Source organism: Roseburia sp. AF25-13LB (assembly GCF_003478915.1).
GTDB classification, from domain to species: domain Bacteria; phylum Bacillota; class Clostridia; order Lachnospirales; family Lachnospiraceae; genus Roseburia_C; species Roseburia_C amylophila.
Genome location: NZ_QUFO01000010.1, coordinates 47,252 through 72,497, shown reverse-complemented (window position 1 = coordinate 72,497; position 25,246 = coordinate 47,252). Strand labels below are relative to the sequence as shown.

Annotated in this window: 25 protein-coding genes and 1 pseudogene; 12 read left to right on the top strand and 14 right to left on the bottom strand. The window is 41.8% G+C overall.

Going from position 1 to position 25,246, the window contains the following annotated elements:
- Window positions 1–3 precede the first annotated feature (3 nt).
- The 3 genes from DWY37_RS12930 to DWY37_RS12920 all read right to left on the bottom strand — a co-directional run bounded on the left by DWY37_RS12930 (window position 4) and on the right by DWY37_RS12920 (window position 3,206).
- A complete protein-coding gene (locus tag DWY37_RS12930; RefSeq protein ID WP_117697909.1) occupies window positions 4–945 on the bottom strand; it encodes an ABC transporter ATP-binding protein in 942 nt (313 codons plus the stop codon).
- 455 nt (window positions 946–1,400) lie between these two features.
- On the bottom strand, window positions 1,401–2,291 hold the full coding sequence (locus tag DWY37_RS12925) for an ABC transporter permease (protein WP_118544550.1): 891 nt from the start codon (window positions 2,289–2,291) through the stop codon (window positions 1,401–1,403).
- Between the two features lie 3 nt (window positions 2,292–2,294).
- Complete coding sequence (locus DWY37_RS12920) at window positions 2,295–3,206, bottom strand: ABC transporter ATP-binding protein (RefSeq protein WP_118544551.1); 912 nt, start codon at window positions 3,204–3,206, stop codon at window positions 2,295–2,297.
- A 170-nt stretch (window positions 3,207–3,376) separates the two neighbouring features.
- Here DWY37_RS12920 and DWY37_RS12915 point away from each other — a divergent pair, with 170 nt between their 5' ends.
- The 4 genes from DWY37_RS12915 (at window position 3,377) to DWY37_RS12900 (ending at window position 7,059) form a co-directional block, all read left to right on the top strand.
- Window positions 3,377–4,498, top strand: a complete 1,122-nt coding sequence (locus DWY37_RS12915) for a sensor histidine kinase (RefSeq protein ID WP_118541131.1) — start codon at window positions 3,377–3,379, stop codon at window positions 4,496–4,498.
- Window positions 4,495–5,112: a response regulator transcription factor gene (locus tag DWY37_RS12910; RefSeq protein WP_118541129.1), complete on the top strand. Its 618-nt coding sequence runs from the start codon at window positions 4,495–4,497 to the stop codon at window positions 5,110–5,112. The genes DWY37_RS12915 and DWY37_RS12910 overlap by 4 nt, the downstream gene beginning before the upstream one ends.
- A gap of 18 nt (window positions 5,113–5,130) precedes the next feature.
- Window positions 5,131–5,907: a TatD family hydrolase gene (locus DWY37_RS12905; RefSeq protein ID WP_118541127.1), complete on the top strand. Its 777-nt coding sequence runs from the start codon at window positions 5,131–5,133 to the stop codon at window positions 5,905–5,907.
- A 264-nt stretch (window positions 5,908–6,171) separates the two neighbouring features.
- On the top strand, window positions 6,172–7,059 hold the full coding sequence (locus tag DWY37_RS12900) for an Rpn family recombination-promoting nuclease/putative transposase (RefSeq protein ID WP_118541125.1): 888 nt from the start codon (window positions 6,172–6,174) through the stop codon (window positions 7,057–7,059).
- A gap of 192 nt (window positions 7,060–7,251) precedes the next feature.
- Here the strand turns inward: DWY37_RS12900 and DWY37_RS12890 are convergent, their stop codons facing one another.
- The 5 genes and pseudogenes from DWY37_RS12890 to DWY37_RS12875 form a co-directional block, all read right to left on the bottom strand.
- Entirely contained in the window at window positions 7,252–7,542 is a 291-nt protein-coding gene (locus DWY37_RS12890) for a FadR/GntR family transcriptional regulator (RefSeq protein ID WP_118541123.1), read from the bottom strand.
- A gap of 110 nt (window positions 7,543–7,652) precedes the next feature.
- Window positions 7,653–8,296 (bottom strand): annotated as a pseudogene (locus DWY37_RS12885) (aminotransferase class III-fold pyridoxal phosphate-dependent enzyme).
- Entirely contained in the window at window positions 8,212–8,400 is a 189-nt protein-coding gene (locus DWY37_RS16180) for a hypothetical protein (protein ID WP_243092117.1), read from the bottom strand. The pseudogene DWY37_RS12885 and the gene DWY37_RS16180 overlap by 85 nt, the downstream one beginning before the upstream one ends.
- Window positions 8,401–8,546: 146 nt before the next feature.
- On the bottom strand, window positions 8,547–9,338 hold the full coding sequence (locus DWY37_RS12880; RefSeq protein ID WP_118544552.1) for a TIGR03915 family putative DNA repair protein: 792 nt from the start codon (window positions 9,336–9,338) through the stop codon (window positions 8,547–8,549).
- A 47-nt stretch (window positions 9,339–9,385) separates the two neighbouring features.
- The gene (locus DWY37_RS12875; protein WP_199650063.1) at window positions 9,386–10,717 is read right to left on the bottom strand and encodes a putative DNA modification/repair radical SAM protein; all 1,332 of its coding nucleotides are present in this window, start codon (window positions 10,715–10,717) and stop codon (window positions 9,386–9,388) included.
- 192 nt (window positions 10,718–10,909) lie between these two features.
- Here DWY37_RS12875 and rsmA point away from each other — a divergent pair, with 192 nt between their 5' ends.
- The 6 genes from rsmA to DWY37_RS12845 all read left to right on the top strand — a co-directional run bounded on the left by rsmA (window position 10,910) and on the right by DWY37_RS12845 (window position 17,433).
- Window positions 10,910–11,782 carry a 16S rRNA (adenine(1518)-N(6)/adenine(1519)-N(6))-dimethyltransferase RsmA gene (gene rsmA / locus DWY37_RS12870; RefSeq protein ID WP_118541121.1) on the top strand — a complete coding sequence of 291 codons (873 nt, stop codon included), beginning with the start codon at window positions 10,910–10,912 and terminating at the stop codon, window positions 11,780–11,782.
- Between the two features lie 61 nt (window positions 11,783–11,843).
- Window positions 11,844–12,731: a SpoIID/LytB domain-containing protein gene (locus tag DWY37_RS12865; RefSeq protein WP_118541119.1), complete on the top strand. Its 888-nt coding sequence runs from the start codon at window positions 11,844–11,846 to the stop codon at window positions 12,729–12,731.
- 70 nt (window positions 12,732–12,801) lie between these two features.
- Window positions 12,802–13,617 carry a M23 family metallopeptidase gene (locus DWY37_RS12860; protein WP_243092116.1) on the top strand — a complete coding sequence of 272 codons (816 nt, stop codon included), beginning with the start codon at window positions 12,802–12,804 and terminating at the stop codon, window positions 13,615–13,617.
- Between the two features lie 79 nt (window positions 13,618–13,696).
- Window positions 13,697–15,298: a GGDEF domain-containing protein gene (locus tag DWY37_RS12855; RefSeq protein WP_118541115.1), complete on the top strand. Its 1,602-nt coding sequence runs from the start codon at window positions 13,697–13,699 to the stop codon at window positions 15,296–15,298.
- 165 nt (window positions 15,299–15,463) lie between these two features.
- Entirely contained in the window at window positions 15,464–15,733 is a 270-nt protein-coding gene (locus tag DWY37_RS12850) for a GIY-YIG nuclease family protein (protein ID WP_117697895.1), read from the top strand.
- 113 nt (window positions 15,734–15,846) lie between these two features.
- Complete coding sequence (locus tag DWY37_RS12845; RefSeq protein ID WP_118173499.1) at window positions 15,847–17,433, top strand: DEAD/DEAH box helicase; 1,587 nt, start codon at window positions 15,847–15,849, stop codon at window positions 17,431–17,433.
- Between the two features lie 41 nt (window positions 17,434–17,474).
- On the opposite strand, the gene DWY37_RS12840 is transcribed toward DWY37_RS12845, so the two are convergent.
- The 6 genes from DWY37_RS12840 to DWY37_RS12820 form a co-directional block, all read right to left on the bottom strand.
- The gene (locus DWY37_RS12840) at window positions 17,475–18,434 is read right to left on the bottom strand and encodes a DUF3592 domain-containing protein (RefSeq protein WP_118541113.1); all 960 of its coding nucleotides are present in this window, start codon (window positions 18,432–18,434) and stop codon (window positions 17,475–17,477) included.
- Between the two features lie 19 nt (window positions 18,435–18,453).
- Entirely contained in the window at window positions 18,454–18,933 is a 480-nt protein-coding gene (locus DWY37_RS16175) for a response regulator transcription factor (RefSeq protein ID WP_243092115.1), read from the bottom strand.
- A 47-nt stretch (window positions 18,934–18,980) separates the two neighbouring features.
- Complete coding sequence (locus DWY37_RS16170) at window positions 18,981–19,298, bottom strand: hypothetical protein (RefSeq protein ID WP_243092114.1); 318 nt, start codon at window positions 19,296–19,298, stop codon at window positions 18,981–18,983.
- Window positions 19,299–19,598: 300 nt separating this feature from the next.
- The gene (locus DWY37_RS12830; RefSeq protein WP_118544554.1) at window positions 19,599–20,879 is read right to left on the bottom strand and encodes a hypothetical protein; all 1,281 of its coding nucleotides are present in this window, start codon (window positions 20,877–20,879) and stop codon (window positions 19,599–19,601) included.
- Window positions 20,880–20,984: 105 nt separating this feature from the next.
- Window positions 20,985–21,710 (bottom strand): GLUG motif-containing protein, encoded by a 726-nt coding sequence (locus DWY37_RS12825; protein WP_118541109.1) that lies wholly within the window; start codon window positions 21,708–21,710, stop codon window positions 20,985–20,987.
- Between the two features lie 140 nt (window positions 21,711–21,850).
- Window positions 21,851–22,738, bottom strand: a complete 888-nt coding sequence (locus DWY37_RS12820) for a hypothetical protein (protein WP_118541107.1) — start codon at window positions 22,736–22,738, stop codon at window positions 21,851–21,853.
- 693 nt (window positions 22,739–23,431) lie between these two features.
- On the opposite strand from DWY37_RS12820, the gene DWY37_RS12815 reads away from it, so the two are divergent.
- Together DWY37_RS12815 and DWY37_RS12810 are read left to right on the top strand one after the other, a co-directional pair.
- Window positions 23,432–24,265 carry an HAD family hydrolase gene (locus DWY37_RS12815; protein ID WP_118541105.1) on the top strand — a complete coding sequence of 278 codons (834 nt, stop codon included), beginning with the start codon at window positions 23,432–23,434 and terminating at the stop codon, window positions 24,263–24,265.
- Entirely contained in the window at window positions 24,262–25,143 is an 882-nt protein-coding gene (locus DWY37_RS12810; RefSeq protein ID WP_118541103.1) for a VCBS repeat-containing protein, read from the top strand. The genes DWY37_RS12815 and DWY37_RS12810 overlap by 4 nt, the downstream gene beginning before the upstream one ends.
- Window positions 25,144–25,246: the final 103 nt, after the last annotated feature.

Sequence of the window (25,246 nt, the reverse complement as noted above, 5' to 3'; positions counted from 1 at the left end):
CTCCTAGTCTCTTAATTCTTTGCCGGTAATCTCTAAGAATACGTCATTTAAGGTCGGAAGCTCGGAATACACTTTTCCGAAGGTAATCTCATGCTGCTGCAGATAATCCAGCACATGAATGAGATTGTGGCTTCCACCGCTGCATAAAACAGTCAGCATGTGATTTTCGTAAGTCACTTCATAAACATGTTTTAAAGCACGGATTTCATCGATTGCTGCATCCGGCAGGTCTAAGATATCAATGGAAATGCTTTCGCTCTTCTTAATCATCTGCTTTAATTCATCCTTCGTGCCGATGGCAAGATTTTTTCCTTTGTCCATAATGGCAATCCGGGAACAAATCTGCTCCACCTCTTCCATGTAATGGGAAGTGTAAATGATGGTGGCACCGTTCCGGTTCAGCTCCACGATTCCCTCAAGAATCTTATTCCGGCTCTGCGGGTCAACGGCAACGGTCGGCTCATCCATGATAATCAGCTTTGGTTTATGGGCAATGCCGCAGGCAATATTTAACCGCCTTAAAAGTCCGCCGGATAATTTCTTCGGAAAGAATTTACGGAAATCATCTAAGCCTACAAAAGCAATGGCTTCCTCTACATACTGTTTCCGGAGTGCTTTATCTTTTACATAAAGCCCACAGAAATAATCAATGTTTTCATATACCGTCAGTTCATCTACTACGGCAACGTTCTGCATAACAACGCCGATTTGCCGCTTCAGGTCATAACTATCCGGGTTCATCTTTTTCCCAAATACTTCAATGTTTCCTTTGTCATAGGAAAGCAGGGAAAGAAGGCAGTTGATGGTCGTAGTCTTGCCGGAACCGTTTGGACCGAGCAGACCGAAAATCTCACCTTCTTCAATTTCTAAGTTAAAGTGGTCTAATGCTACAAGCTCTTTGTAGCGTTTCACCAGGTTTTCTATTTTTACAACTGGGGTACTCATAGGTTTCCTCCTTTTTTAGGTTGATTGGTTGTGCAGGCGATTGCGAGAGGAGAAAAGAAATTTATAAAAACTGTTTTGCTGTGTTACATCAAAAGCACTGGAGTGTTCGTCGAAACTGGATACTGCATGATGCTTGAAAAGGGGCACTAAGAATTTCGAAACATGAGTAGTTTTTTCGGCAACCGGCGCAAATTCGCATCCATGTTCATATGCGCCTCGCCGGTACATCCCTGTACCGGCGTTGCCGGATATTGGGCGAAATTCCAAGTGCCCCTAACAAGCCTCATAAGGTATCCGTATTCCGATGAACGCTCCAGCGCTTTTGCCAGACATTGGCAAGCCAGCTTCTTTATGAAATTTTCTCTTCTCGCAATCGCTTATAACCTAAGTATAGGGAAAAGAGCTGCAGAAGGTAAGTGCATTCTGTCAGGAAATAAAATGACATTTGTCATATCTTAATGTTCCTGTTGTCTTTTCCTTGAAAGAATAGCCGTTGCAAGACCAAGGAAGATAAGACCGGAGATAAACATATATAGTATTTTCATATGAGGGGAAAGAGTGGCATTTCCAAAAGAAATGGTAAGTCCCATATAATCCGCATATCCGGTCTTTATTTCGGAGGGGCAATGAAACCATTGCAATTCCTGATTCATCCAGATTTCACGAATGGCGGAAGCCCCCTGAAAGGCTGGAAGAAAGCGGATGATATATTTAAGAGTCTGGGGCATATTGCCGTATGGAACATAAATTGCAGCAAAAAATCCAATCAGAGTACCCAAAAGCGTGGTCAGACCATTGAATGCACTATTGGTATGAATAAAAGAAGCGCATAAAAAGACAAAGGAAGCAGAGGAAAAAATAATTGCAAGAAGTGCAAAGAGAATTTCTAAAGTATCATGGGCAGTTATAAAGGAGCCATTGGCAATACCAAGATAGGTGATTCCGATTATCAATGTGAGCAGGCACATGATAAAGGAGACAATAATTGCAGCAATGACATAACCTGCAACATAGTATCCACGTTTTACAGGTGCAACAAAAAATGCAGATATCTTACCGGATTCCTCATCTCTTACCATGGTTCCCACCAGAGTCATGGAAATGCTTACGGCATTGACAACCAGGATACCGGCAATGGTCCAGATAATGATGAGCGAAGATGCATGAACAGCTTCGTATTTCAGACCGGTTCCAAGAACCTGAATTGTGGAATCAATATTTCCCTGTCCGAGAAATGCAATCATAAGGGTTAACACAATAAGAGTAGAAAGAAGAGAAAAGAATACACTGATTCGGTCTCGGAAATAAAGTAAGATATTACGTTTTATAAATGAAATTAGTATCATAGGTTAATCCTCCAGTTTTTTTCCTGTTATTTGAATAAAAGCATCATCCATACTGCCTTGAATAATTTCAATGCCATCATAGGGAGTGGTTATCTGGGGCATGATATGCAAAGCATCTTTGGTAGTAGATAGGGAAATTGCAATTCCGTTAGGGAGACGATAAGAAGCCAGTGAAAGAGCAGCCAATTCCCGGTTCAATGGTGTAATTTTGTCAGTATAGATTTTTAAAGTATCGGAAGCATATTTATTTTTTAACTGGGATGGAGAGCCGGAAGCAATGATTTTTCCGGCATCCATAATGCAAAGTTGTTGTGCCATAGAGGCTTCTTCCATATAGTGTGTGGTGAGAAAAATTGTCATATGGCGCTTTAACCGGAGACTTTCCAGACAGTCCCACATAAGTTTTCTGGTCTGCGGGTCAAGCCCGGTAGAAGGCTCATCTAGAAATAATATTTCAGGAGTATTCATGAGTGCCCGGGCAATTTCGCAGCGTCGTTTCTGACCACCGGATAATTTACGAAAAGGTCGTGATAATAAATTTTGAATGTTAAGAATTTCGGCAATCTCATAGAGATTTTTTTGAACCGTCTTTAAATCTTTTTCATATAGAAAGCCTCTCATCAAAAGATTTTCTTTTACGGTCAGATAATCATCTAAAGTATTATTCTGAAAAACAACTCCAATTTTATTGCGGATGGCATTGGCTTCTTTTAAAGCATCGTAATCACATATTTTGACAGTTCCTGCAGTTGCTTTCAGTAAGGTACAAAGAATATGAATTGTAGTGGATTTTCCGGCACCATTTACACCGAGCAGTCCAAATAAATCTCCTTTTTTAACAGAAAAAGAAATATCATCTACTGCTTTTATATCGGAATAATATTTTTTCAAGTGTGAAATCTGTATTGCATCCATGTTATGCCTCCTGTAGATAGAGATAAATAATAGCGGTTTTATAAATGTAGTATAGTAGAGTGAGCGGAGGACTGGTAAGTGCATTCTGTCAGGAAATAAAATGACATTTGTCATATCTTAGGAAAAATGATACAGTAAATGCAGTAGAACCCTAAGGAAGGGGAAGAAGAATGTTAAGAATACTGGATAAGTTACTTCTTTTTGCCATGTGCAGCTGCCTTATTTTCCAGTTAGAGGGAGACTACCGCAGAGTTGTAATCTTCATCATTGGTCTGATTGTGGCAGCGTTGACTCTTTATATTGAAAACCGGAAAGTCATTGGTGCATTGCTGATAGCAATGGCAGTACTGTGTCTAATCGAGCCGGGCTTTACTTTTTTGCTGCCGCTGGTATTTTTTGACAGCTTCTGGTTCAGTTTGTGGTGGGGCATGGGATTTGCAGTTTTATTCTTTTATGCACTGCCGGTGTACCAGCCGTGGATGACAGCCATCTGGCTGTTCTTATCATTAGTGGCGGTGCTGTTGGCTCATTGCACCAGGCAGGCAACGGAATTGAAGCGGAATCTGATACGACTCCGGGATACCAGCACAGAGTTAAGCCTTGTGATGCGGGAGAAGAACCGCAAGCTTTTAGAGGAACAGGATACGGAAATCTATATGGCAACACTAAAGGAGCGGAACCGGATTGCAAGGGAAATCCATGATAATGTGGGACATATGCTCTCCCGGGCAATCCTTCAGATGGGAGCACTTGGCACGGTATATGAGGAAGAACCGCTGCATGGTCAGCTTTTAAAGGTAAATGATACCTTAAATCTTGCCATGAATAATATCCGGGAAAGTGTGCATGATCTGCATGATGATTCCGTGGATTTAAAGCAGGCATTATTAGAGGCAACCCGGGAAATGAAGCAGCATTATCATCTGGATTTAGAATACGATATGTCACAGAATGTTCCACGAAAAGTCAAATATTGTTTTATCGCAGCCGTAAAAGAAGCAATGTCAAATATTGTCAAATACAGCAACGGTGACCGGATTGAGATTGTTCTCAGGGAACATCCGGCACTGTATCAGATGACCATCGAGGACAATGGTACGGATGAGGAAAAGCAGAAAAAGGCAACGGAGCAGATGCGGGAAGAAAAGGATGACCTTAAGAGTGCAGCCGGAGGCATGGGACTTTCGAATATGCGGGAACGTGTGGAGTCGCTGGGCGGAAGCATTCATGTAAACTGCGAAAAAGGTTTTAAAATATTTATATCAATTCGAAAGAAAGAGGAGGCAGTATGAGAGTCCTGATAGTAGATGATGACGAAGATGTGGTATTTTCCCTGCAGACCATTCTCTGCGCCAAGGGAGTGGATGTAGTCGGAACAGGCACCGATGGAAGTGAAGCGGTAAAATTATATGAAGAGCTTCAGCCGGACATTTTATTAATGGATATCCAGATGAAGCCAATGAATGGGCTGGATGCGGCAGAGCAGATTCTTGCAGAAGACAAGACGGCAAGGGTGCTGTTTCTGACCACATTTTCCGATGATGAATATATTGTGGAGGCGTTACGAATCGGTGCGAAAGGCTATTGCCTGAAGCAGGATTTTGCAGCAATTGTTCCATCGTTAAATGCAGTCATGAGCGGACAGAGCGTTTTTGGTGGGGAAATTGTGAATAAGCTTCCGGTTCTGATGCAGAATAAGGAAAGCCTTGACTATGCCAGCTATGATATCAGTGAAAAAGAACAGGAAATCATTCACCAGGTGGCACTGGGACGCAGCAATAAAGAAATTGCGGAAGCCTTATTTTTAAGTGAAGGGACTGTCCGCAACTATATCAGCAGCATATTAGAAAAGCTGTCCTTAAGGGACCGGACGCAGCTGGCGGTATTTTATTACCAGCATTTATAAAATAGAAAGAGGATTTTTATGATTTTTGAGACACATGCACATTATGATGATGAAAAATTCAAAGAGGATAGAGAACAGCTGATAGCATCCCTTCCGGAAAAAGGAATAAAAAGGGTAATTAATGTTGGTGCAGACTTCGCCGGTTGTGTGGACAGTGTTGCACTGGCAGAGAAATACGATTATATTTATGCGGCAATCGGAATTCATCCAAGCAATATCGAAGATGCAACGGAAGAAAATTTAGCATGGATAAAGGGAAAGGCTTCCTGGGAGAAAACCGTTGCCATCGGAGAAATCGGGCTTGATTATTATTGGGATAAGGAGCCAACAGTGCAGCAGGCACAGCGGGAAATGTTCTGCCGTCAGCTTGCGCTGGCAAAAGAGATGAGTCTTCCGGTTATCATTCATTCCAGAGATGCCGCAGAGGATACCATGAAAATTATGCAGCAGGCCCATAAGGATGACATTCCGGGTGTCATTCATTGTTATTCTTATTCCAAGGAAATGGCGAAAGAATATGTGAAAATGGGATATTATATTGGTGTCGGCGGTGTAGTTACCTTTAAAAATGCAAAGAAGTTAAAGGAGACCGTAGCAGAAATCGGACTGCCTCACATTGTATTGGAAACTGACTGTCCCTATATGGCACCGGAACCGCATCGTGGCACCCGGAACGATTCAAGAAATCTTATTTATGTAGTAAAAACCATTGCCGAACTGACCGGAACAACACCGGAAGAAGTGGAAGCAGTTACCTGGGAAAATGCAAAAAAATTATTTCAAAAAGTGAGGTGACCTTCCTGTCAGAAGGGAATCAGATTTTATAAATATTTTACTTGTATTATAAATATGCATTTGTTACAATCAACACAAAGCATATATTCTGATTTTCGAGTGGCAAAAGCCAATCTAAATTTCTGGTATCAATTCAATGAATTCTATGCTTTTAAATTCTTATTACAATTTACGAACGCATAGTGCATTGAATAAGCGGAATTTCAGAATCGGAACAGGATATGTAATCCTGCTTTTCCTTGCATTATGGGAAAAGGAGGAAACATGAAAACTTTAGAAGAACTGAATCTGGTGGATGACTTTCTGGTAAACAGCCTGACCAGCCACAAAATTTATGGGGAACAGTCGGCGAGGTATATTTTGGAGTGTATTCTGCACCGGCAGATAGGAAAGCTTACGGTAGTGCCACAGCGTTTCTTCTGCGGAGAAAATTTGGAAACCCACGGCATTCGGCTGGATGTGTATCTGGATGAGGAGAACGGAGAAATCTTTGATATAGAACCGGATCAGAATGACGGGAAAGAAGAAATTGTATCATTGCCACGAAGAGTCCGGTTTTACCATGCGAAGATTGATGCAGGCAATCTGACTGCAGGTGATACCTATGGGAGTCTTCGGAATGTCATCGTAATTTTTATTACAACCTATGACCCCTTTGGACTGAATCGTATGGTGTATACTATCAAGAATTGTTGTATCGAAGTGCCGGAATTAGAGTATGAGGATGGTGCGCAGACGATATTTTTGTATACAAGAGGAAGGGAAGGAAACCCACCAGAGGAATTAAAACAGTTACTGCATTACATGGAGCATTCATCCATAGAGAATGCTTCCACCGAGAATCTGAAAAAGTTACACCGGATGGTAACAGCAGTCAAGCGGGATGGAGAGGTAGGTCTTGCATATATGAAGAGTTTTGAGAGAGAAGAGAGGATTCGAAGACAGGGCGAAGAAGAAGGAAGAAAAGCCGGACTGGAAGAAGGTAAGAAAGAAGGCTTGCAGGAGGGAAAACGAGAAGGTCTGGAAGAAGGCATTATAAAACTCAGCTGTAAACTTGGAAAAGAAGATACGGAAATTCTGTCATTATTGCAGGAAGAACTGCAGATAGATGAAGAGCAGGCGAAACTTATACTGGAAAAATATCAGCAATAAGTAAATAAAAAGGGGCAGCACTCCTACTGGAGTAGCTGCCTGATTAATTCTAAGTGTAGGTGGATAGCCGTTTTATAAGCATCCATATCCCGGTTCTTAAGGGATAATAAAATTTGTTCATGCTCCTGCTGTGCAGTAATTCTTCCATAAGAGGTATTTCCTTCACCATAATAAATCGATTTACTGATCAGGTTATTCAGTGTCATATAGAAGACACGAAGCGGAAGTGTTCAGGGCAGATTCAACCATATCTACAAGATCCGTTTCATTTGGAAGCGTAACATAATTGCCTTTTACGATTACATTCGTAACCAGTTTTTTCTCGGTAAGAATCTTGATGGCTTCCCGGATGACATTACGGCTGACTCCATATTGTGTTGCAAGAACACGCTCGGAAGGCAGACAGTCACCATCCTTATATTCTTTATGTAAAATTAATTGTTCGATATCGTCCGCAATGGACTGGTATAATAATGTTCCCATAGCATTTCCTCTGTTCTGTCAATTTACTGATATTCTCATCCTAAACGTTGTCAAAATAAAATGCAAGGCTTTTATTTATGTGAGTAGCTCGCCAGGCGTGTTTCCCGTAATTATAATGCCTGAATGGAAGCCTCTAAAATGGAAAGTCCCTCATCGATTTCTTCTTTTTTGACATTTAATGGAGTGGCAAACCGCATACCATTTCCATTTACGCCACAGTTTAAGGTAAGCATATGGCGTTCTAAGCAGCCCTTCTTTACTTTTGCCCAGATGTCTGGTGCCGGGGAGCCATCCTCATGGGAAAATTCAATGGCAACCATAAGACCGATACCACGGACATCGGAGATGCAAGGATATTTTTCTTTTAAAGCAAATAATTTCTCTTTTAAATAAGCTCCCATTTTATTGACATTTTCAATTAAGGTGCCATCTTCAAATTCCTTTAAGACAGCGCATCCTGCAGCGGCAGCGCAAGGATTTCCACCAAAAGTGGTTCCATGGGTACCAACCGGCCATTTATCCATAATTTCCGGGGTGGAAATCACGGCACTCATTGGAAGACCGCCGGCAATGGCTTTACCAACTGTCATAATATCAGGCACAACGTCGAAGTTCTGGCTTGCCCACATTTTTCCGGTACGTCTGTAGCCACACTGGATTTCGTCAAAATCAGGAGAATACCATGTTTATCACAAATTTCACGGACACTCTGTACGAATTTCCTGGAAGGAACGACATAGCCGCCTTCGCCCATAACCGGCTCATATAAATGCAGGCAACATCTTCCGGATAGACAATATATTTCAATAATTTATTCAGCTCAAACAGTGCATAATCGGTACGTTCTTCTTCTGTCATACCGGCAGGACACAAATCTTTTCCAGGATATGGCGCAAAGTAGACATTATCCAGTTTATGGTTTCATCTGCATGTACTCTGCTGCCGGGTAATGTCTGCCGGGTAGAGACTGCCAGGTAAAGTCTGCCAGAAAACAATAGAAACATTTATTTATCGGATGCCAGTTCCACCGTGTCTTTCCAGAATCGTTTTGGAATATTCTGACTTTGCAGCTTCGGATTCTTTCTTGCTTCAATGGCAATGCTGTCAAAGAAACCGCACCAGAGCTTCTGGTATTCCTTCTCGGCAGGGGAAAGCCGTGTGATAACGTCCGGATTTAAATTGGATGCATCCGTAAGGAAGTATCCACTGCCGGCTTTGTGAATGGCGGCAATCTGGTGTGTTGCGTCATAAATCATAAAATGTTCCTGCGGAAGGCGGTCAGCAAAGTGTTCTGCCAGAACGGAAATCACCTGATTCTTAGGGTGGATGGCAGAAAACAGGACTCCGTTTTCCAGTTCCTGAAAACGTAAAAAACCAAGCAGATGGTGGGCTTCATTTCCGGTGGAACGGCTCAGTTCAAAGACTCTTGCAATATAAGGATTGCCAAGAGCCTGTAAAATCCGATGACCATCCGCTAAAGAAAATCCATATAAGAGTGTACGGTAAATGCAGTCGGCTTTGTCCGGATGCTCATTCTTTTTCTTATCATCATGGGCAAGAACCGCCTGAAGAATATCCTGATAGACCTCCATGCCAAGACGGGCAATAATGGTGCGTCCAACCTTTTTGCTCTTTTCGGAATCCGGTGTGACAGTAATATATTCAGAAAAGAGTTCGTAAGTTATCGTATCATTGATACAAAGCTTTATATTTTTGTGCCCGTATCTGCTGGCCCAGGCATCATAGATGCCGGTAAAGATGCCATCGATGGAATCTTCACATAGAAATATATTCATGAGAAAAAGTCCTTTCCTGTTTACTGAAAAATCATGGTTATAGCAGTTTATCCGACGCATAAATCGTTGGTGGTCAGTTTAAAATCACTTAAAGCATCTTCATCGAAGAAGGAAATCTGCTTATAACTGAAATCCCGTATTTCCTTCGGAATCTGAGTTATATCCTGCATCAGACAGCTGCAGATATAATCTTCATTTTGTGGAATGGAATACATCATACGACCGGAGCAGGTAATAAAGTAGGCAGCCCGTTTTAAGACAACTCCGATTTTCTTTAAATCGGAAAAATCAAGGCGGCTGTGACGGCGGGCTTTTACAATGCGGTTGGCGGATTTCACACCAATGCCCGGAACACGTAGTAAGGTGTTGTAATCTGCCCGGTTAATCTCTACCGGAAAGGCTTCTAAGTGGCGGAGTGCCCAGTCGCATTTCGGGTCTAAGAAGATATTAAAATCCGGACGCTCTTCGCTTAATAGTTCTCCGGCAGAAAAACCATAGAAGCGAAGCAGCCAGTCTGCCTGATACAGGCGGTGTTCCCGCAGAAGAGGCGGGCCACCGGGAAGGGTTGGCAGATTGGAATTGTGATTTACATTGACAAAGGCAGAGTAGAAGACTCGTTTCAACTGGAAATTCTGGTACAAGCCTTCTGCAACCTTCATAATCTGATAATCGTTTTCCGGGGTGGCACCGATAATCATCTGGGTGCTCTGGCCTGCCGGTACAAATTTCGGGGTCTTACGGTAAACCATCAGCTCATTCTGATTTTCCGTAATGCCATTCTGAATCAGACGCATGGGCTTTAAGATGGTTTTGCGGGACTTATTTGGTGCAAGAGCCTTCAGTCCGTCTGCGGTCGGAAGCTCCAGATTAACGCTCATGCGGTCGGCAAGAAAGCCTGCTTTTTCAATAAGAACCGGGTCGGCACCGGGAATGGCTTTTACATGAATATATCCGTTGAAATGATGGCGGACACGAAGCTGATAAAGGGTCTGATAAATCAGTTCCATGGTATAATCCGGGCTGATGAGAATACCGGAGCTTAAGAAAAGACCTTCGATATAATTTCTGCGGTAAAATTCCATGGTAAGGGTGCAGACTTCGTCCGGTGTAAAGGAAGCCCTTGGCACATCATTGTTGCAGTTATTCTGGCAGTAGGCACAGCGGAAAATGCATTCATTGGTAAAAAGAATCTTAAGCAGGGAAATACAGCGGCCATCGGCAGAGAAGGTATGGCAGATTCCCGGAGCAACGGAATTACCCATGCCACGGCCGTTTCCCTTGCGGTCAACACCGCTGGAGGTACAGGCAACATCATATTTGGCGGCATCCGAAAGGATGGTCAGTTTTTCCATTAAAGACATGTTTTCTGTTATGTTCAAAGCAATCACCTTTTCTATAAAATTCCCAATAATAGTTGCGTAGAACTATTTTCCTCTGTTATCATAAAAAGGACTGGACAAATCAGAACATTTGTTCTAAAATGATTGTAACACAGAAAAATGCAGCTGGCAAGAAAAAAACGAACATTTATTCGAAAAAGATAGAAAGAGCGGTTAAATAAAGGAGCAGGCATGGCGGAATTAGGAAATCCACAGAATACAATAGAGGTACTGCAGAAGTACCGGTTTAATTTTCAGAAGAAATTCGGACAGAATTTTTTGATAGATACTCATGTGCTGGATAAGATTATCGATGCATCCGGAGTGACGGAGGATGATTTTGTATTGGAGATTGGTCCGGGAATCGGAACTATGACACAGTATCTTTGCGAGAGGGCAAGAGAAGTGGTTGCGGTGGAGATAGATAAGAATCTGATTCCGATTTTGTCGGACACACTGAAGAATTATTCCAATGTAACAGTAATTAATGAAGATATTTTAAAGCTTGATATCTGTAAGCTGGCAGAAGAGAAGAACCAGGGAAAGCCAATCAAGGTAGTGGCGAATCTGCCTTATTATATTACCACACCGATTATTATGGGACTGTTTGAGAGCCATGTGCCAATCGACAGCATTACGATTATGGTGCAGAAGGAAGTGGCAGAACGTATGCAGGAGGGACCGGGAAGCAAGGAATATGGAGCACTTTCCCTTGCAGTACAGTATTATGCGAAGCCGGAAATCGTGGCAAACGTACCACCAAATTGTTTTATGCCAAGACCGAATGTGGGCAGTGCGGTTATCCGGTTGACCCGTCATGAGAAGCCGCCGGTAGAAGTGGAAGATGAGAAGCTGATGTTCTGCATTATCCGGGCATCCTTTAACCAGCGCAGAAAGACACTGGCAAACGGTCTGAACAATTCCCCGGAGATTCATTTACCAAAGGAAGTAATACAGGAGAGCATTGTAAGCCTTGGAGTTCCGGAGAACATTCGCGGAGAGGCACTGTCCTTAGAGCAGTTTGCGGAACTTTCCAATGAGATAAGACAGCGTATGAAACAGTAATATTTTACTGGTATACATCCATTTCTGTTACATATATATGTAGAACAGGAGTGGACAGGATATGAAAGAAAAAATAAAAATGATACTGTGTCTGTGTCTGATTATTGCAGGATTACCGATACTTATGACCCTGGTGTTCCAGGGGGATGAGATATTATTGGATACAGACAGCAATGAAATACAACATAAGAGCAGTCATCCCGGTGAAGAAGAGAAGATGGCTGCTCTTGTGTCTATTCTGGCACGGGATATCCCGGTTACCTATGAGGAAGAGGCAATTCGTGCGCAGGCAGTTATTGTGCGGACTAATTATGAATATGCCCTGTCGCAGGGAAAAGCACCGGAGACGGGACTGAGTATTGCAGAGCAGACAAAACTATTTGGAAATGAAAATTATAATCGATATTATCAGAAATTAGAAAATTGCCTGATAGATACCGAGGGGGAAGTCTTAACATATCAGGGGCAGGAAGTCGAAGCTCCCTATTTTGCTGTTAGTGCAGAGAAAACGAGAGGGACAGAGCTTCCTTATCTCAAAAGCGTGGAATCCATATGGGACATTACATCAGAGGATTTCCTTAGGGTGGAATTCTATGATGCAGGAGAATTGGCGGATACCTGCAATCAGGCATTTCCGGAAGCAGGACTTACCGCGGAGGATTGGGTGAATACGCTGGTGGTGACAGAGCGGGAAGAAAGCGGATATGTAAAAACCATACAGGTTGGGAACAGTAGTGTCAGCGGGGAGGAATTCCGCAAGGCATTTTCCCTGAATTCCGCCTGTTTTTATATCAGGGAAATCGATGGCAGGGTACGTATTGTGACCAAAGGTTTAGGACACGGTTATGGACTTAGCATATATGGAGCAAATGAGATGGCAAAAGAGGGAAAAACTTATCAGGAGATTTTAAGCTATTATTATTCTGGAATTGAAATTACAAAAAAATGAAATATAAAAAAGAATAATATATGAAAAAACTGTTCATACTTATAAAAAATAAGATATGGATGGTGAGAAAATGAAAGGAAGAAGATCATGGATGATTGCCCTGGCTGTCATGGTACTGGCAGCAGGAGCAATGACAGCAGTATATAATTATTCCCAGAAGGAAGAAAAAAAGCAGCAGGAAAATGTTGCAGATAAGGATGCAGGAAAAGACAAAGGCAATAAGAAAGAAGATGGAGCTTCGGATGATTTTGTGGCAACGCTTCCAAAGACAGAGGAAGAAGCATCGGAGAAACTGGCAGAAGCAGACAGTATCATAAAACCTTCTGATAACGCAGTTGCTTCAAAGGATTCGGATGGACAGGCACAGTCCGACAGCGGGCAGACAGAAGAAGAAAATGTGGCAAATGCAGCGGCTGAGGCAGAAAATGAGCCAGAGACAAAGGCGGCAGCAGCCACCACAAAAACACTGCATTTTGCGGAAGAGGATGGATTAAACTGGCCATTACAGGGTAATGTAGTCTTAAATTACAGCATGGATCAGACCGTGTATTTTGCAACGCTGGATCAGTATAAATATAATCCGGCAGTGATTATTGCCGGAGAAGTAAATGACAGGGTATCCGCAGCCGCAGAAGGAAAGATAACGGATATTTCCAACAGTGCTGTCACAGGATGTACCGTGACTATGGATTTAGGAGATGGTTATAGTGCTATTTACGGGCAGCTTAAGGAAGTGCCGTATGAAGTGGGCGACATTGTCGGCAAAGGAAAACTGGTAGGTTATATTGCAGAACCGACGAAATATTATTCCGTGGAAGGAAGTAATCTTTATTTTGCCTTGCAGAAAGATAGCGAACCGGTAGACCCGGTAAGCTTCTTTGAGTAAAAGAGCCATACTTGAAAAAAGAGCCGCATACCTATATAATAAAAGACATTAAAAAATACGAAAAAGGGTGCGCAAAAAGATGGATTTTAATGCTTACAGCAGCGAAGTATTGGAATGGTTAGAGGGTGTCCGGAAGAATCGGGGAACAGATGCCGAGAAAACATTGATGCTATGTAAAAATATAAGAGATTATGCCAGAGAGCAGGATGATGAGAAACTGTTAGGCTATGCCTATTATTACAGTGGCGAGACATATTATCTTCTGAATGATGTGGATAAACTGTTTCGCAATCTTTCCTGTTCCCTGCCATACCTGGAGCATTCCAGACAGCATGGTTTATTGGCAAGAGCCTATAATATTCTTGCCATTACTTCCATGAATCGTGGAAATGCTCCTTTTGCCATGGATTATTATCTGAACGCCAGAATGTATTGTGAAAAATATAAATTATACGATATTGGTATTATTATCAATATTAATATCGGTATGCTTTACAATAATTTTGGGGAATACCGGCAGGCAGAAAAATATTTAGGGCAGGCATATGATTTATTACAGAAGAATAAGGAAATACCGGAATATTACAGTTATCTTCTGAATATCTATATAGGACTGGGAAACAGCTGCTTTTATCAGGAAGAGTATATGCAGGCACAGGAATATGCACTGCGGGCAAAAGAGGTGTGCAGTGGACATCTGGAAGAGTTAGAGCAGATTGCCTTTGCCTGCTTTGAAGCAAGACTCTGTAATGCCATGGGAAAGAAAGAAGAATGTGACCAGAATATAGCAATTGTGCAGAAGGTATCAGATACCAGAGTGCCGATTCTAGATATTTTTGATGATCTTTATGCTTATAGTGAGATGCTGTTAGATACCAGAAAGGAAGAGGAATTCTGGAAATTAGTAGAACTTTTAGAGAAGATGGCAAGGGAAGCTAAGATTATTTATATGCAGAAGCGGATTCTGACTTTAAAAATCCGTTATTATAAGCGGCAGGAAAAGAATCGTGAATATCTGCAGGCATGCGGTTTGTTTTTTGAATTGTCCGAGATACTGGAAAAAGAAAATAAATATATCATGACCTGCATCTTAGATATGCGTTATACATTGGAAGAGACGAACCACAGCAGAAAGAAGATGGAAAAAGAAAACAGGATTCTCTTAGAACAGTCCCAGACCGATGCACTGACCGGAATCCCGAACCGATATCGGTTAGAACAGCATGCGCAGAAGGTATTCGAACATGCCATGGCAGAGAAAATCCCTGTGGCAGTGGAAATACTGGATATCGATTATTTTAAACAATATAATGATAACTATGGACATCAGAAGGGTGATTTATGTATCTGCCGTGTGGCAAAGGAAATTCAAAAGTTAGCGGAAAAGGATGGTATTTTCTGTGCTCGGTATGGAGGGGATGAATTCATTTTAATTTATGAGGGATATTCCAGGGAAGCCGTAGTCATTCTTACAGAAAAATTAAAACGTAGTATCCGTGACCTTGATATGGAGCACGCTTTTTCAGAGGCACAGCATTATGTATCCATTTCCCAGGGGGTCTGTTATGATATACCGGATGAGGACAGAACGATGAAGAACTTTTTGCAGAAAGCCGATGATTTACTTTATCAGGTCAAAGAAGAAAACCGGGGAGGAATCTGTATTGGAAGCTGTCGGTAAATGGAACATACATAAGAAAACTGCATAAGATAAAATGTAACGGCCAAAAATCCGCAATCGATACTTTTTTACCAGTTTATGGAATATGAGTAAGATACTTTTTTGGTCGATTGCTTTATATAGAGATAAGACTGGGCGGTGCCCGGTCTACATAGGAAGGATTACATGAAAGAGAAACATAATTACACTTATATGGTGCTCTGCCGGGATGGGAGCCTCTATACCGGCTGGACGACTGATATCGACAAGCGGATTGAAGCACATAACAGTGGAAAAGGAGCAAAGTATACCAGAAACCGGGGACCGGTGGAACTGCGGTATTTAGAGGAATCCGGGACGAAAGAGGAGGCCATGCAGAAGGAAGCAGCCTATAAAAAGCTGACCAGAAAGCAGAAGGATGCGCTGATTTTGTCGAAGAAAAATCTGTTGCAGTAAATTGACAAGCAAAAAACAGTCTGTTATGATTAGCCGCGGTGGCTTTTTATAAAGTTACTGGAGAACAGGTTACTGACAGATGGGAAAAAGTTCCCGCAACAGGAAGGAAAAGAATGAATACAATCAGATTTGATGAATTAGATTTAAATCCGCAGATTTTAAGAGGAATTGCGGACATGGGATTTGAAGAGGCAACACCGATTCAGAGTCAGGCAATCCCGGTGGTTTTATCAGGTGTGGACGTTATCGGACAGGCTCAGACCGGAACCGGCAAGACAGCAGCTTTTGGAATTCCGATTTTACAGAAAGTAGACCCGTCTTTACGGAAAACGCAGGTTTTGATTTTATCTCCCACCAGAGAGCTTGCCATTCAGGTGGCAGACGAAATCCGTAAGCTGGCAAAATATATGCACGGTGTAAAAGTGCTGCCAGTGTATGGTGGACAGGACATTTCCCGCCAGATTAAAGCCCTAAAGGGTGGCGTACAGATTATTATCGGAACACCGGGACGCTTGATGGACCATCTTCGCAGAAAAACCATCCGTCCGGATTTTGTCCATACCATCGTCTTGGATGAAGCGGATGAAATGTTAAATATGGGATTCCGTGAGGACATAGAAACTGTATTAGAATATATTCCGGGAGAGCATCAGACCGTACTGTTTTCTGCAACCATGCCAAAGCCGATTCTTGACATTACAAGAAAATACCAGCATGATGCAGTCAATATCAAGGTTGTAAAAAAGGAACTCACCGTAGCCAACATTGACCAGTATTACTATGATGTAAAGCGCAAGGATAAAGTAGATGTCCTTACGAGACTTTTGGATTATTATAATCCGAAGCTTTCATTGGTATTCTGTAATACCAAGAAAATGGTAGATGAGCTGGCAACGGAATTATCCGGCAGAGGCTATAGTGCAGAGGGACTTCATGGAGATATGAAGCAGTCCCAGAGAGACCGGGTCATGAATAATTTCAGGAAAGGAAAGACGGATATTCTTATTGCAACGGATGTGGCAGCAAGAGGAATTGACGTAGATGATGTAGAGGCGGTATTTAATTATGACCTGCCGCAGGATGATGAATATTATGTACATCGAATCGGAAGAACCGGACGTGCAGGCCGCTGTGGTAAGGCATTTTCTTTTGTAAAAGGCAAGGAAGTCTATAAATTAAAAGATATCCAGCGTTACTGCAAGACAAAGATTTTAGCACAGCCGATTCCATCCACTGATGATGTGGCACAGATAAAAGCTGAAAATATCATGGAACAGATTGGAACTATCATTGAGGAAGAGAATCTTTCTGATATGATAGAGCTGATTGAGAAGCAGGTAAATGAAGCTGATTATACTGCCATGGATATTGCAGCAGCTTTCCTCTATCAGGCAATGGGGGCAGGGGAGAGTTCTTCTGAAAAAGAAGAATACGACTTTGCCAATACCGGTGCAGAAGAGGGAATGGTAAGACTGTTTATCAACATTGGAAAGAAAGATAAGATTAAGCCGGGAGATATTCTTGGCGCCATCGCCGGAGAGTCCGGTATGCCGGGCAGACTGGTGGGAGCCATTGATATGTTTGATAAATATACCTTTGTGGAAGTGCCAAGAGAATATGGAAAAGAAGTCTTAAATGCCATGAAGCATGCGAAGATAAAAGGAAAAGCCGTTAATATGGAACCGGCAAACCAGAAATAAACAAAAAATGAGGGACACGATTTACGTGTCCCTCGCAGTTTTTATACCCGTGAAAACATTTTCTTAAGAAGGGGGTTCAAAGGCTGTATATGGGAAGGGTTCAGACCGTTGATGTCAATGGTATAAGAGCCGTTAATCTGTCGTCCCAGACCAAATCCTAAGAGAACCGTCTTGTCAATCTGATACATATCCCCGTAGTTATACTGATTATAAATATCGTCAAGGGAAAACAGTTCATAGGTCGCACCGTTATTTTCCGGCATGGAAAATACCACGGTTTTCACACCGGTCTGTGGATTTACATAAATATCAACAACCTTGAACAGCCGCAGGGATGCAGATACCGCATCGGCTTTCTGGCGTTTCTCCTTTGGAATAAAGAGGTAGCGGAACAGGATAATGCCACCGAAGATACCAAAGATAGCCAGGAAGGACATTTGAAATTTATGCATAATAGTACCCATTACAATACCATCAAGACCGAATAGCAGAAGTCCGCTTCCAATCATGACGCCCTGCACCTGGTCATTTTCCAGATTCATCGGAATCAGAAGCAGAACAAATCCCAGTAGTAGAAATGCTGTAAAAAGCCAGATATCGCCTTTGTCACTGAGAGGAATATAGGACTTCGTCAACCAGTCATATTTGACAAGCACATAATTATCAGGGTCACTGTTATTGTAGAAAATCGGAATCTTTTCGCCTTCCTCAGGAACATCATCTTCCGTAAAGACCTCATCGGTAACCGGAGTATAAACCGTTCCGTTTACGTTATAAGTTAAAAAAGCCGAGTAGTGGTAATAAACATTATCATTGCTGTCCTCATGTTTGTATTCCTTCAGAGAGAGAACCTGTGCAGACCAGGTGGTGTAGTTCTTATACTTTGCCCCATAAGTAAAACGATGAACCACTCCAAGATACAAGGCCCCTGCAGTTAAGACCGCCATAACGGCAGCAATAATGTAGATGGTACTTTTTTTCACATATCTTTTTACAATCATAAACCTTCTCCTTCGTATATTATTGATTTACAAAATTTTTAATTTTATCCCGTTTATCGATGCCTAACTTTTCCAGAATTCCTGCTACATAATGCTTAACTGTGTTCATTGAAAATCCCAAATACTCTGCAATTTCCTGATTGGTCCAGTTCCGGCATGCCAGCATTGCAATGGAAAACTCCAATGGAGACAGGAGATCCGTCACTGTTTTTTGCATCTTAGGATTGTGGATTTTCATCCAGCTACGACTAAATGAGATTATCCCGCCAGCCAACTGCTTATAAATCTCTGGTTCTTTTTTTCGGACACAGACCTCCAATAATCCCTGTAACAGCCCATGATACTCAATAAATGGCTCCCAAAATCTATCCGGTCTGGCCATTTCCCATGCAGAATTTACTGAGTGTATGGCTTCTTTTTGTTCTTTCAGATTAATCTGACACATTGCCTGCACACAGTTCAGATATATTATGGGTATGGGATATGTCGTATCTGCCATCAAAAAAGCTCCCTGGACAAGGCCCTTTGCCCGGGCATATTCCTGCCTTAAATAAGTTTCATGTGCCAGAAGGCTGATTGCAAACAATCTCTGGCCTGTTGTGCCGCTTTGGAATCTCCAATTGTCAGATTGGCAAAGGTATAGAGCATATCTGCAGATAAACGAAGCATGATATCTTCTTGTGACAAATATGGTTTCACAGTCTCTGCACACAGTTCTGCATTAGCAGAAAAGTAATAATATTCTGCTAATGCAATCTGTGCTGATTCTTTATCTTCCATTTCTTTAATTACTTTTTCAGCGTTTCCTGGCTCAAATGTGCTTCCGGTTAAAGGAAGTACGGCTCTGTCCGATAATACCATCATATCCCCGTTCCTTTCAATGAAAAATTTTCCTATCCCAATTTTTGATTGCTTTAATGATTCCAGATATATTTAAGTATATCACAAGTGGGGCATATAGCACATCTTTTCTTCCTGACACCGCAATCATGAACACTACAATCTCGGTACTCCTTTTTTGATAACATGAGGGTCATTTTCTGGTAATACAATGGTTCTATATTGGAGCATTTTTGACGGAATGAAAGATGCTCTCTATATAACGTTTCCTGTAAAATGATACAGTTTGTTACATAGAGAGCATTTTTATGGGGTAATATTTATTTACAAATGTTTCTTTTTACGATAATAAACGGTACCAGCAATAATAATTTCTGAAACAATCAGCCATGCCGCCCATACCAAAGGATTATTATAATCCCCTGTCTTTGGAGATTTATCCGTAGTCTGCTTTGTATTATTTTGAGCTGCAGGATGGGTATTTGAGGCTGTAGCCGTTTCCTGATTTTTATTGTCTGGATTCTGGTTTACGCTTGCCTGGATGGTAAACGTAGTACTTGCAGAACCATCTGTCCACAACATTTCCAGGTTATGTGTTCCGGCAGTCAGTGTATTCAGGTAAGAGGATTTCAAAGTAACAATGGTTGAACCGGACTTCACATCATAATTATCTTTTCCAATCTGAACACCATCTACTTTGATTCCGGCAAATTTAGAGAACTCTGCATCCACCCGGATGGTAAGGCTGTTGCCACTCTGCAGGACATAGCTGCTTTCGGTTCCTTCAATAATTTTATAAGAAGTTTTGGTTTCTTCAGCTCCGGCTTTTACCGGCGGGATTTCGACTGCAGTTTTAGCATAATTACAAACTGTACACTGCTCATGCTTAGAACCTTTTTCCGTAGACGTAGCTTCCTTGTCGATTACCCAGGTAAAGCTATGTCCGGATTGATTTATTTTTTCACCACATTCACAGGTATTCCAATGATTATCCGCATCGGAATGCCATCCGGTACGGTCTGCTGTATGCTCTGCTGATTTTGCGATTACAACATCCAAAGAAGTAATCATATTTGCTCCACTTGCATCACTGAAATAACCACCGCAATTTGCACAGACCCAATATTGTATATTTCCCTCTGTCAGATGAGTTGCTTCTTTTCTGTCAACCTTAGACAGTGTATGTCCGCCAAGATAACTGCCGCAGATATTTGAGAGCAGGGAGGTTGTGTCTGCTGCCTTAATCTGGTTGGAACCAGGTGTTCCACTATCCGCACCTACAGCATTGAGTGAAGGGTTCTTCTTTTTATCAAAAGCGCAGCCAGCAGTGGTGCCATTATTATCATATCCAATGAATCCACCCGGTGCAATTGTTGGATGAGAACCTGTTACAGTACCTGCAGCATTACAGTTCTGAATATTTCCTTTGGTATTTGTACCGGAAAAGCCACCGGTTTTCGGCTCCCAGCCTGCCACCGTACTCTTTACATTACCATAGGAAACACTGTTACGAATCTTTCCTTTTTCCAGATATCCGACAAAACCACCGGTATTCCAGTTATTTGCCTCAACATTGCCATAAGATGCACAATGCTCTATTTCCACACTGGCGTCGGACTCAAATACACATCCGGCAAACCCACCGGTTGACCATCCTCCGGATACGCTGCCTTTAGCGGTACAGTTTTTGTAGGAGCCCTGGAAAACATTTCAGATGAATCCACCACTGATACACCTTCCTGTCACAGTAACATCCGCGGAACAATCCGAAACATGGGCACGGCTTGCATCACCAATCAGCCCTCCGGCATACATCTTGGAGTCTACCTGTCCGGTTCCCTGACAGTTTTCTACTCCAACAAAGGTAGCTCTGGAACCACCCATCGTTGTAAGCGAACCTACCAGCACTCCGGCACCGTAAATATCCGGACTGGCATTTGCATCCGTGGAATTTCCGGCATAGATGGTAGCATTTTTAATACAGAAATTTTTCAGTACTGTTTCATCAGATACAGCTACTACGACACCAAACAAGCCGGCACAGACGTTATTTCCCCGTTCATCCACATATAAGCCTGTAATGACCTGATTATTTCCATCGAAATATCCTGAAAAAGCTTTGGAACTTGCATTTCCATAACCGATAGGAATCCATCTCTTTCCGCTCAAATCAATTGGAGCGGTCAACTTGAAATATTCCCCCAAATGTGTTTGCTCAGGTACTCCAGAATTTACTTCTGATGCCAGCTTTGCAAGCTGTCCTGCCGTAGCAATCTGATATGGATCATCCTTTGTACCGCTGCCGCCAGCAAAGTCAGCTGCTGTAAAATCTGTCCATTTCTCTGTTGGAACATCTGCCCGGGAAGTTATCGGTGTCAGTGTAAACAACATACAGACTACCAAAACCAAACCTAGTAACTTTTTTCTTTTTCCCATAATTCGTCCGTTCCCTTTAATGATTTTTAGTAAGATTCAAACCGACAAAATCAAGGTTTACGATTTTATTTTACCAATTTCATTTTCCTTTGGACATGCCCGTTTTGACAGAAAAAAGTGCCTGTTTTATTGTATTTAATCTATAATTCCGGAATCGGAAATAATTCTTCCGGGGTACCAAAGTGGGCACCCAGAGGGTTCATATATTTTGTCCACTGAAGTTTCGTCTCGTCAATGTACATATTTTCCTCATCACCAATGCCATAGTTTGGAATGCCGTTATTAGTGCCCTCTAAGAAGTCTTTAAAAGCATCTACATCAAGGTCACCGTTCAGATAATCCATCCAGAAATTGTCATGGGCTGCAAATAAAAGCTTGTCCATTCGTGGAGAAGCCCAGCCTAAGAAATCACAGGCAGCCTCATACTGGGAATTGTCTTCAAATTCAATTTTCCATTCGTAAGTATCAGACCCATTTTTGATGCAGCGGATACCTTTTTCATCCATGGCAACCATATAAAATACATCTTCCGCATCTTCATCAGATTCATTTGTGGCATCTGTCGGAAACGTAACCTTAAGGGTATCGGATAAAAGCATATCGATAAGAGGCTGGGCTGGTGTATCATTTACAATGCTTTTCTTTGCTGTCTCTGCCATTTCCTTATCCTTAACTTCTTCTTCCTCTTCAATAGCTTCCTGTAAAGCTTCTTCCGCTTTATCAAAGGAGTCTAACAGCTTGTCCCATTCCTTCATGCTGAAAGACTGACCACCGATTTGAAAGCTCTCTTCGGTTTCACCATTTTTCATTTTGTTATAAATATTTTCTTTCCATTTTGCAATTTCTTCAGCCGGATTTACCGTAGCTGTAGAATCCTCATCCTCATTCATTTCAGAAAGCTTTTCCTGCACAAGCTGTTGAAAATGAGTCAGCCATTCGTTATCCTCAGTATTGTTATCCGGGTCAGTGGACAGAAAACCGAGGTAGTCCATTGGGGAGTTGTTGTTCCATATTGAGTTAATTGCCATAAGAGCTCCTTTCAGAAGTTGTTGTCTGGTGATTGCAAAAGAATATTTGTAACTTGTAAAGATTTCAGGGATTCAAAGTGCATTCTGGGTTTATCTGGCGTAAAATGCCAGCAGTTCTTAGGTACATGTTTTTCTTGCTGTCAGGCTGTCTTTCCGTTGCTTTGACACAATCGCAGTACTGTCCGTCGGGTACGGATGCGGATAAAGCCTGCAAGGGGCACTAAGAATTTCGGCAGGATAATCTTTTGTCTGGCAATCGGCGCAAATTCACATCCGTGTTCATATGCGCCTCGCCGGCACTTCCCTGTGCCGGCGTTGCCTGTTGCCAGACGAAATTCCAAGTGCCCCTAACAGCCTTTAAGATGCATCCGCACTTCGACGAACAGTCCTGTGATTTGTCAAACATTGGAAAGACCGGCTTAATAAACAAAAGAAAAACATGTATCTTAGAGCTGCGGTATTTTATGTCAAAACCCAGATACACTTTGAATATCCTGATAAATTTACAATCCATACATTTTTGCAATCATCAGAAAAAAATAAAGACACTTTATCTCAATCAATCCCTTGAAATAAAATGCCATCCATGTAATAACTTTATCGACCAATCGATTTAAATACATTAGAAGAAAATGTTGATTTCTTCAAAAAATGCAGGTAGGATAGAAGAAAAGGAGTAGGAGGACGGGCAGTATGGGAAAAATCATTTTTCTGGATGTTGACGGAACCTTGGTGGATTATGAAAATCGTTTGTCGGAATCAGCAGTTCTTGCGGTGCGGAAGGCAAGAGAAAACGGACACAGAGTGTATATCTGCACAGGAAGAAGTAAAGCAGAAGTCTATGAGAATATCTGGGAAATCGGACTGGATGGAATGATAGGCGGAAACGGAAGTTATGTGGAAGATCATGGACATGTGGTTATGCACCAGATGATTACGCCGGAGCAGTGCCGCCATATTGTGGACTGGTTAAAGGAGCGCGGACTGGAATTTTATCTGGAAAGTAATGCAGGACTGTTTGCAAGTGCCGGATTTGAAGAGGCTGGAGAACCTGTGATTCAGGAATATTCCAGGCGGAAAGGCAAAGAGGGCGCAGATAAAATAAAGGTACGGGATGCATTTCCGGAAATGATTTTTGATGGAGAGCTGTACCGGGACGATGTAAATAAAGTAAGCTTTATCTTAAATCAGTATCAGGATTATAAAGATGCCGTGACCGAATTTTCGGATTTGCAGGCTGGAACCTGGGGCGGAGCCGGTGAAATTGCATTATTTGGAGATTTGGGCGTAAAAAATATCACCAAGGGCAATGCCATTGCGCATCTGTTAGAATATCTTCATGCAGATGTGGCAGATACCATAGCTTTTGGGGATGCCAAAGTGGATATTCCTATGTTAGAATACTGTGGCTATGGTGTTGCCATGGGAAGCGGCGGAGACGAGATAAAGGCTATGGCAGATTATGTCACTGGGGATGTGGATCGGAATGGATTGTATGATGCATTTGAAAAATTGGGGTTGCTATGAAGAAAAATATTGGTATATTTTTAGTGATGTGTATCATGTTGACTGCATGTAAAAATGATAAGTTTCCTTATGATGATGAACTGGATGATTCGGAAAAGAATGAAATAAGTACAGAGTATGACTCGTTAATTGACAGAAAAATTGCCAATACAAAAGATGAAAAAATAAATATCGGCTATGATGAAGCACTTTCTGAGTATGAGGGGTATCTTGATAATGTAAAATTATTTGAGGAAAACTATAAAAATCAGGATTATGATGGAGATGGAAAAACAGATCGTGTTTTCCAGTATTTCAGAAATGATAATAAGAAAGTATATACGATTTGCTTTGGAAATGGTGACCACCTTGAATTGGGAGCATTTGATGATACATTTCTCGGTCTTGAAGTATGGGGAGCGGATATTACCGGAGACGGGAAAAATGAGATCGTCTTTTGTGGAGAGCATACAGGAAATACATGGATACAGAGTGGAAGTGAAATTGCAATCTGGAGAAAAGATGGCAGTGAGTACACAAGAATGAATCTGCCGGGAAAGCAAACCAGAATGCGATATTCTGCAGGATATGATATTTATATTGAAAAGGCGGAGCAGGAAAATACAATTCTTGTTACCTGTCCTGAATTGGGATTGGAAGAGGAATATGTTCTACCTGAAAATCAAAGAGAAGAATTTGATAGTTGTTATAAAGACTTAAAAGTTGGAGAAAGGATATTGAGTTCTTCAAAAGCATGGAAAATAGCAGTGGATGGAGATGATATATTTTTATATGAAGCGTTTTTAGACAGACAGACTGCAGCAGTTAAGATAAAAATGCAATGGAAAGAAAATAAATTTGAAGTAATGAATACGGAAATTTTAGAAGAGTATTTATAATGCATAAACAATGGCTGAAATGCAATCGCACAGGGTTGTTTTCTCCTTGGTGTTTTTAGTTGCCCGCATTAGGGAAGCAGCAAGCAGATAAAATAAGTAAAGA

Bases quoted from the DNA above. Each gene is read 5' to 3' on its own strand.
- DWY37_RS12930 (WP_117697909.1), bottom strand. From the start codon at position 945: ATGAGTACCCCAGTTGTAAAAATAGAAAACCTGGTGAAACGCTACAAA.
- DWY37_RS12925 (WP_118544550.1), bottom strand. From the start codon at position 2,291: ATGATACTAATTTCATTTATAAAACGTAATATCTTACTTTATTTCCGA.
- DWY37_RS12920 (WP_118544551.1), bottom strand. From the start codon at position 3,206: ATGGATGCAATACAGATTTCACACTTGAAAAAATATTATTCCGATATA.
- DWY37_RS12915 (WP_118541131.1), top strand. From the start codon at position 3,377: ATGTTAAGAATACTGGATAAGTTACTTCTTTTTGCCATGTGCAGCTGC.
- DWY37_RS12910 (WP_118541129.1), top strand. From the start codon at position 4,495: ATGAGAGTCCTGATAGTAGATGATGACGAAGATGTGGTATTTTCCCTG.
- DWY37_RS12905 (WP_118541127.1), top strand. From the start codon at position 5,131: ATGATTTTTGAGACACATGCACATTATGATGATGAAAAATTCAAAGAG.
- DWY37_RS12900 (WP_118541125.1), top strand. From the start codon at position 6,172: ATGAAAACTTTAGAAGAACTGAATCTGGTGGATGACTTTCTGGTAAAC.
- DWY37_RS12890 (WP_118541123.1), bottom strand. From the start codon at position 7,542: ATGGGAACATTATTATACCAGTCCATTGCGGACGATATCGAACAATTA.
- DWY37_RS16180 (WP_243092117.1), bottom strand. From the start codon at position 8,400: ATGACAGAAGAAGAACGTACCGATTATGCACTGTTTGAGCTGAATAAA.
- DWY37_RS12880 (WP_118544552.1), bottom strand. From the start codon at position 9,338: ATGAATATATTTCTATGTGAAGATTCCATCGATGGCATCTTTACCGGC.
- rsmA (WP_118541121.1), top strand. From the start codon at position 10,910: ATGGCGGAATTAGGAAATCCACAGAATACAATAGAGGTACTGCAGAAG.
- DWY37_RS12865 (WP_118541119.1), top strand. From the start codon at position 11,844: ATGAAAGAAAAAATAAAAATGATACTGTGTCTGTGTCTGATTATTGCA.
- DWY37_RS12860 (WP_243092116.1), top strand. From the start codon at position 12,802: ATGAAAGGAAGAAGATCATGGATGATTGCCCTGGCTGTCATGGTACTG.
- DWY37_RS12855 (WP_118541115.1), top strand. From the start codon at position 13,697: ATGGATTTTAATGCTTACAGCAGCGAAGTATTGGAATGGTTAGAGGGT.
- DWY37_RS12850 (WP_117697895.1), top strand. From the start codon at position 15,464: ATGAAAGAGAAACATAATTACACTTATATGGTGCTCTGCCGGGATGGG.
- DWY37_RS12845 (WP_118173499.1), top strand. From the start codon at position 15,847: ATGAATACAATCAGATTTGATGAATTAGATTTAAATCCGCAGATTTTA.
- DWY37_RS12840 (WP_118541113.1), bottom strand. From the start codon at position 18,434: ATGATTGTAAAAAGATATGTGAAAAAAAGTACCATCTACATTATTGCT.
- DWY37_RS16175 (WP_243092115.1), bottom strand. From the start codon at position 18,933: ATGGCAGATACGACATATCCCATACCCATAATATATCTGAACTGTGTG.
- DWY37_RS16170 (WP_243092114.1), bottom strand. From the start codon at position 19,298: ATGATGGTATTATCGGACAGAGCCGTACTTCCTTTAACCGGAAGCACA.
- DWY37_RS12825 (WP_118541109.1), bottom strand. From the start codon at position 21,710: ATGGGAAAAAGAAAAAAGTTACTAGGTTTGGTTTTGGTAGTCTGTATG.
- DWY37_RS12820 (WP_118541107.1), bottom strand. From the start codon at position 22,738: ATGGCAATTAACTCAATATGGAACAACAACTCCCCAATGGACTACCTC.
- DWY37_RS12815 (WP_118541105.1), top strand. From the start codon at position 23,432: ATGGGAAAAATCATTTTTCTGGATGTTGACGGAACCTTGGTGGATTAT.
- DWY37_RS12810 (WP_118541103.1), top strand. From the start codon at position 24,262: ATGAAGAAAAATATTGGTATATTTTTAGTGATGTGTATCATGTTGACT.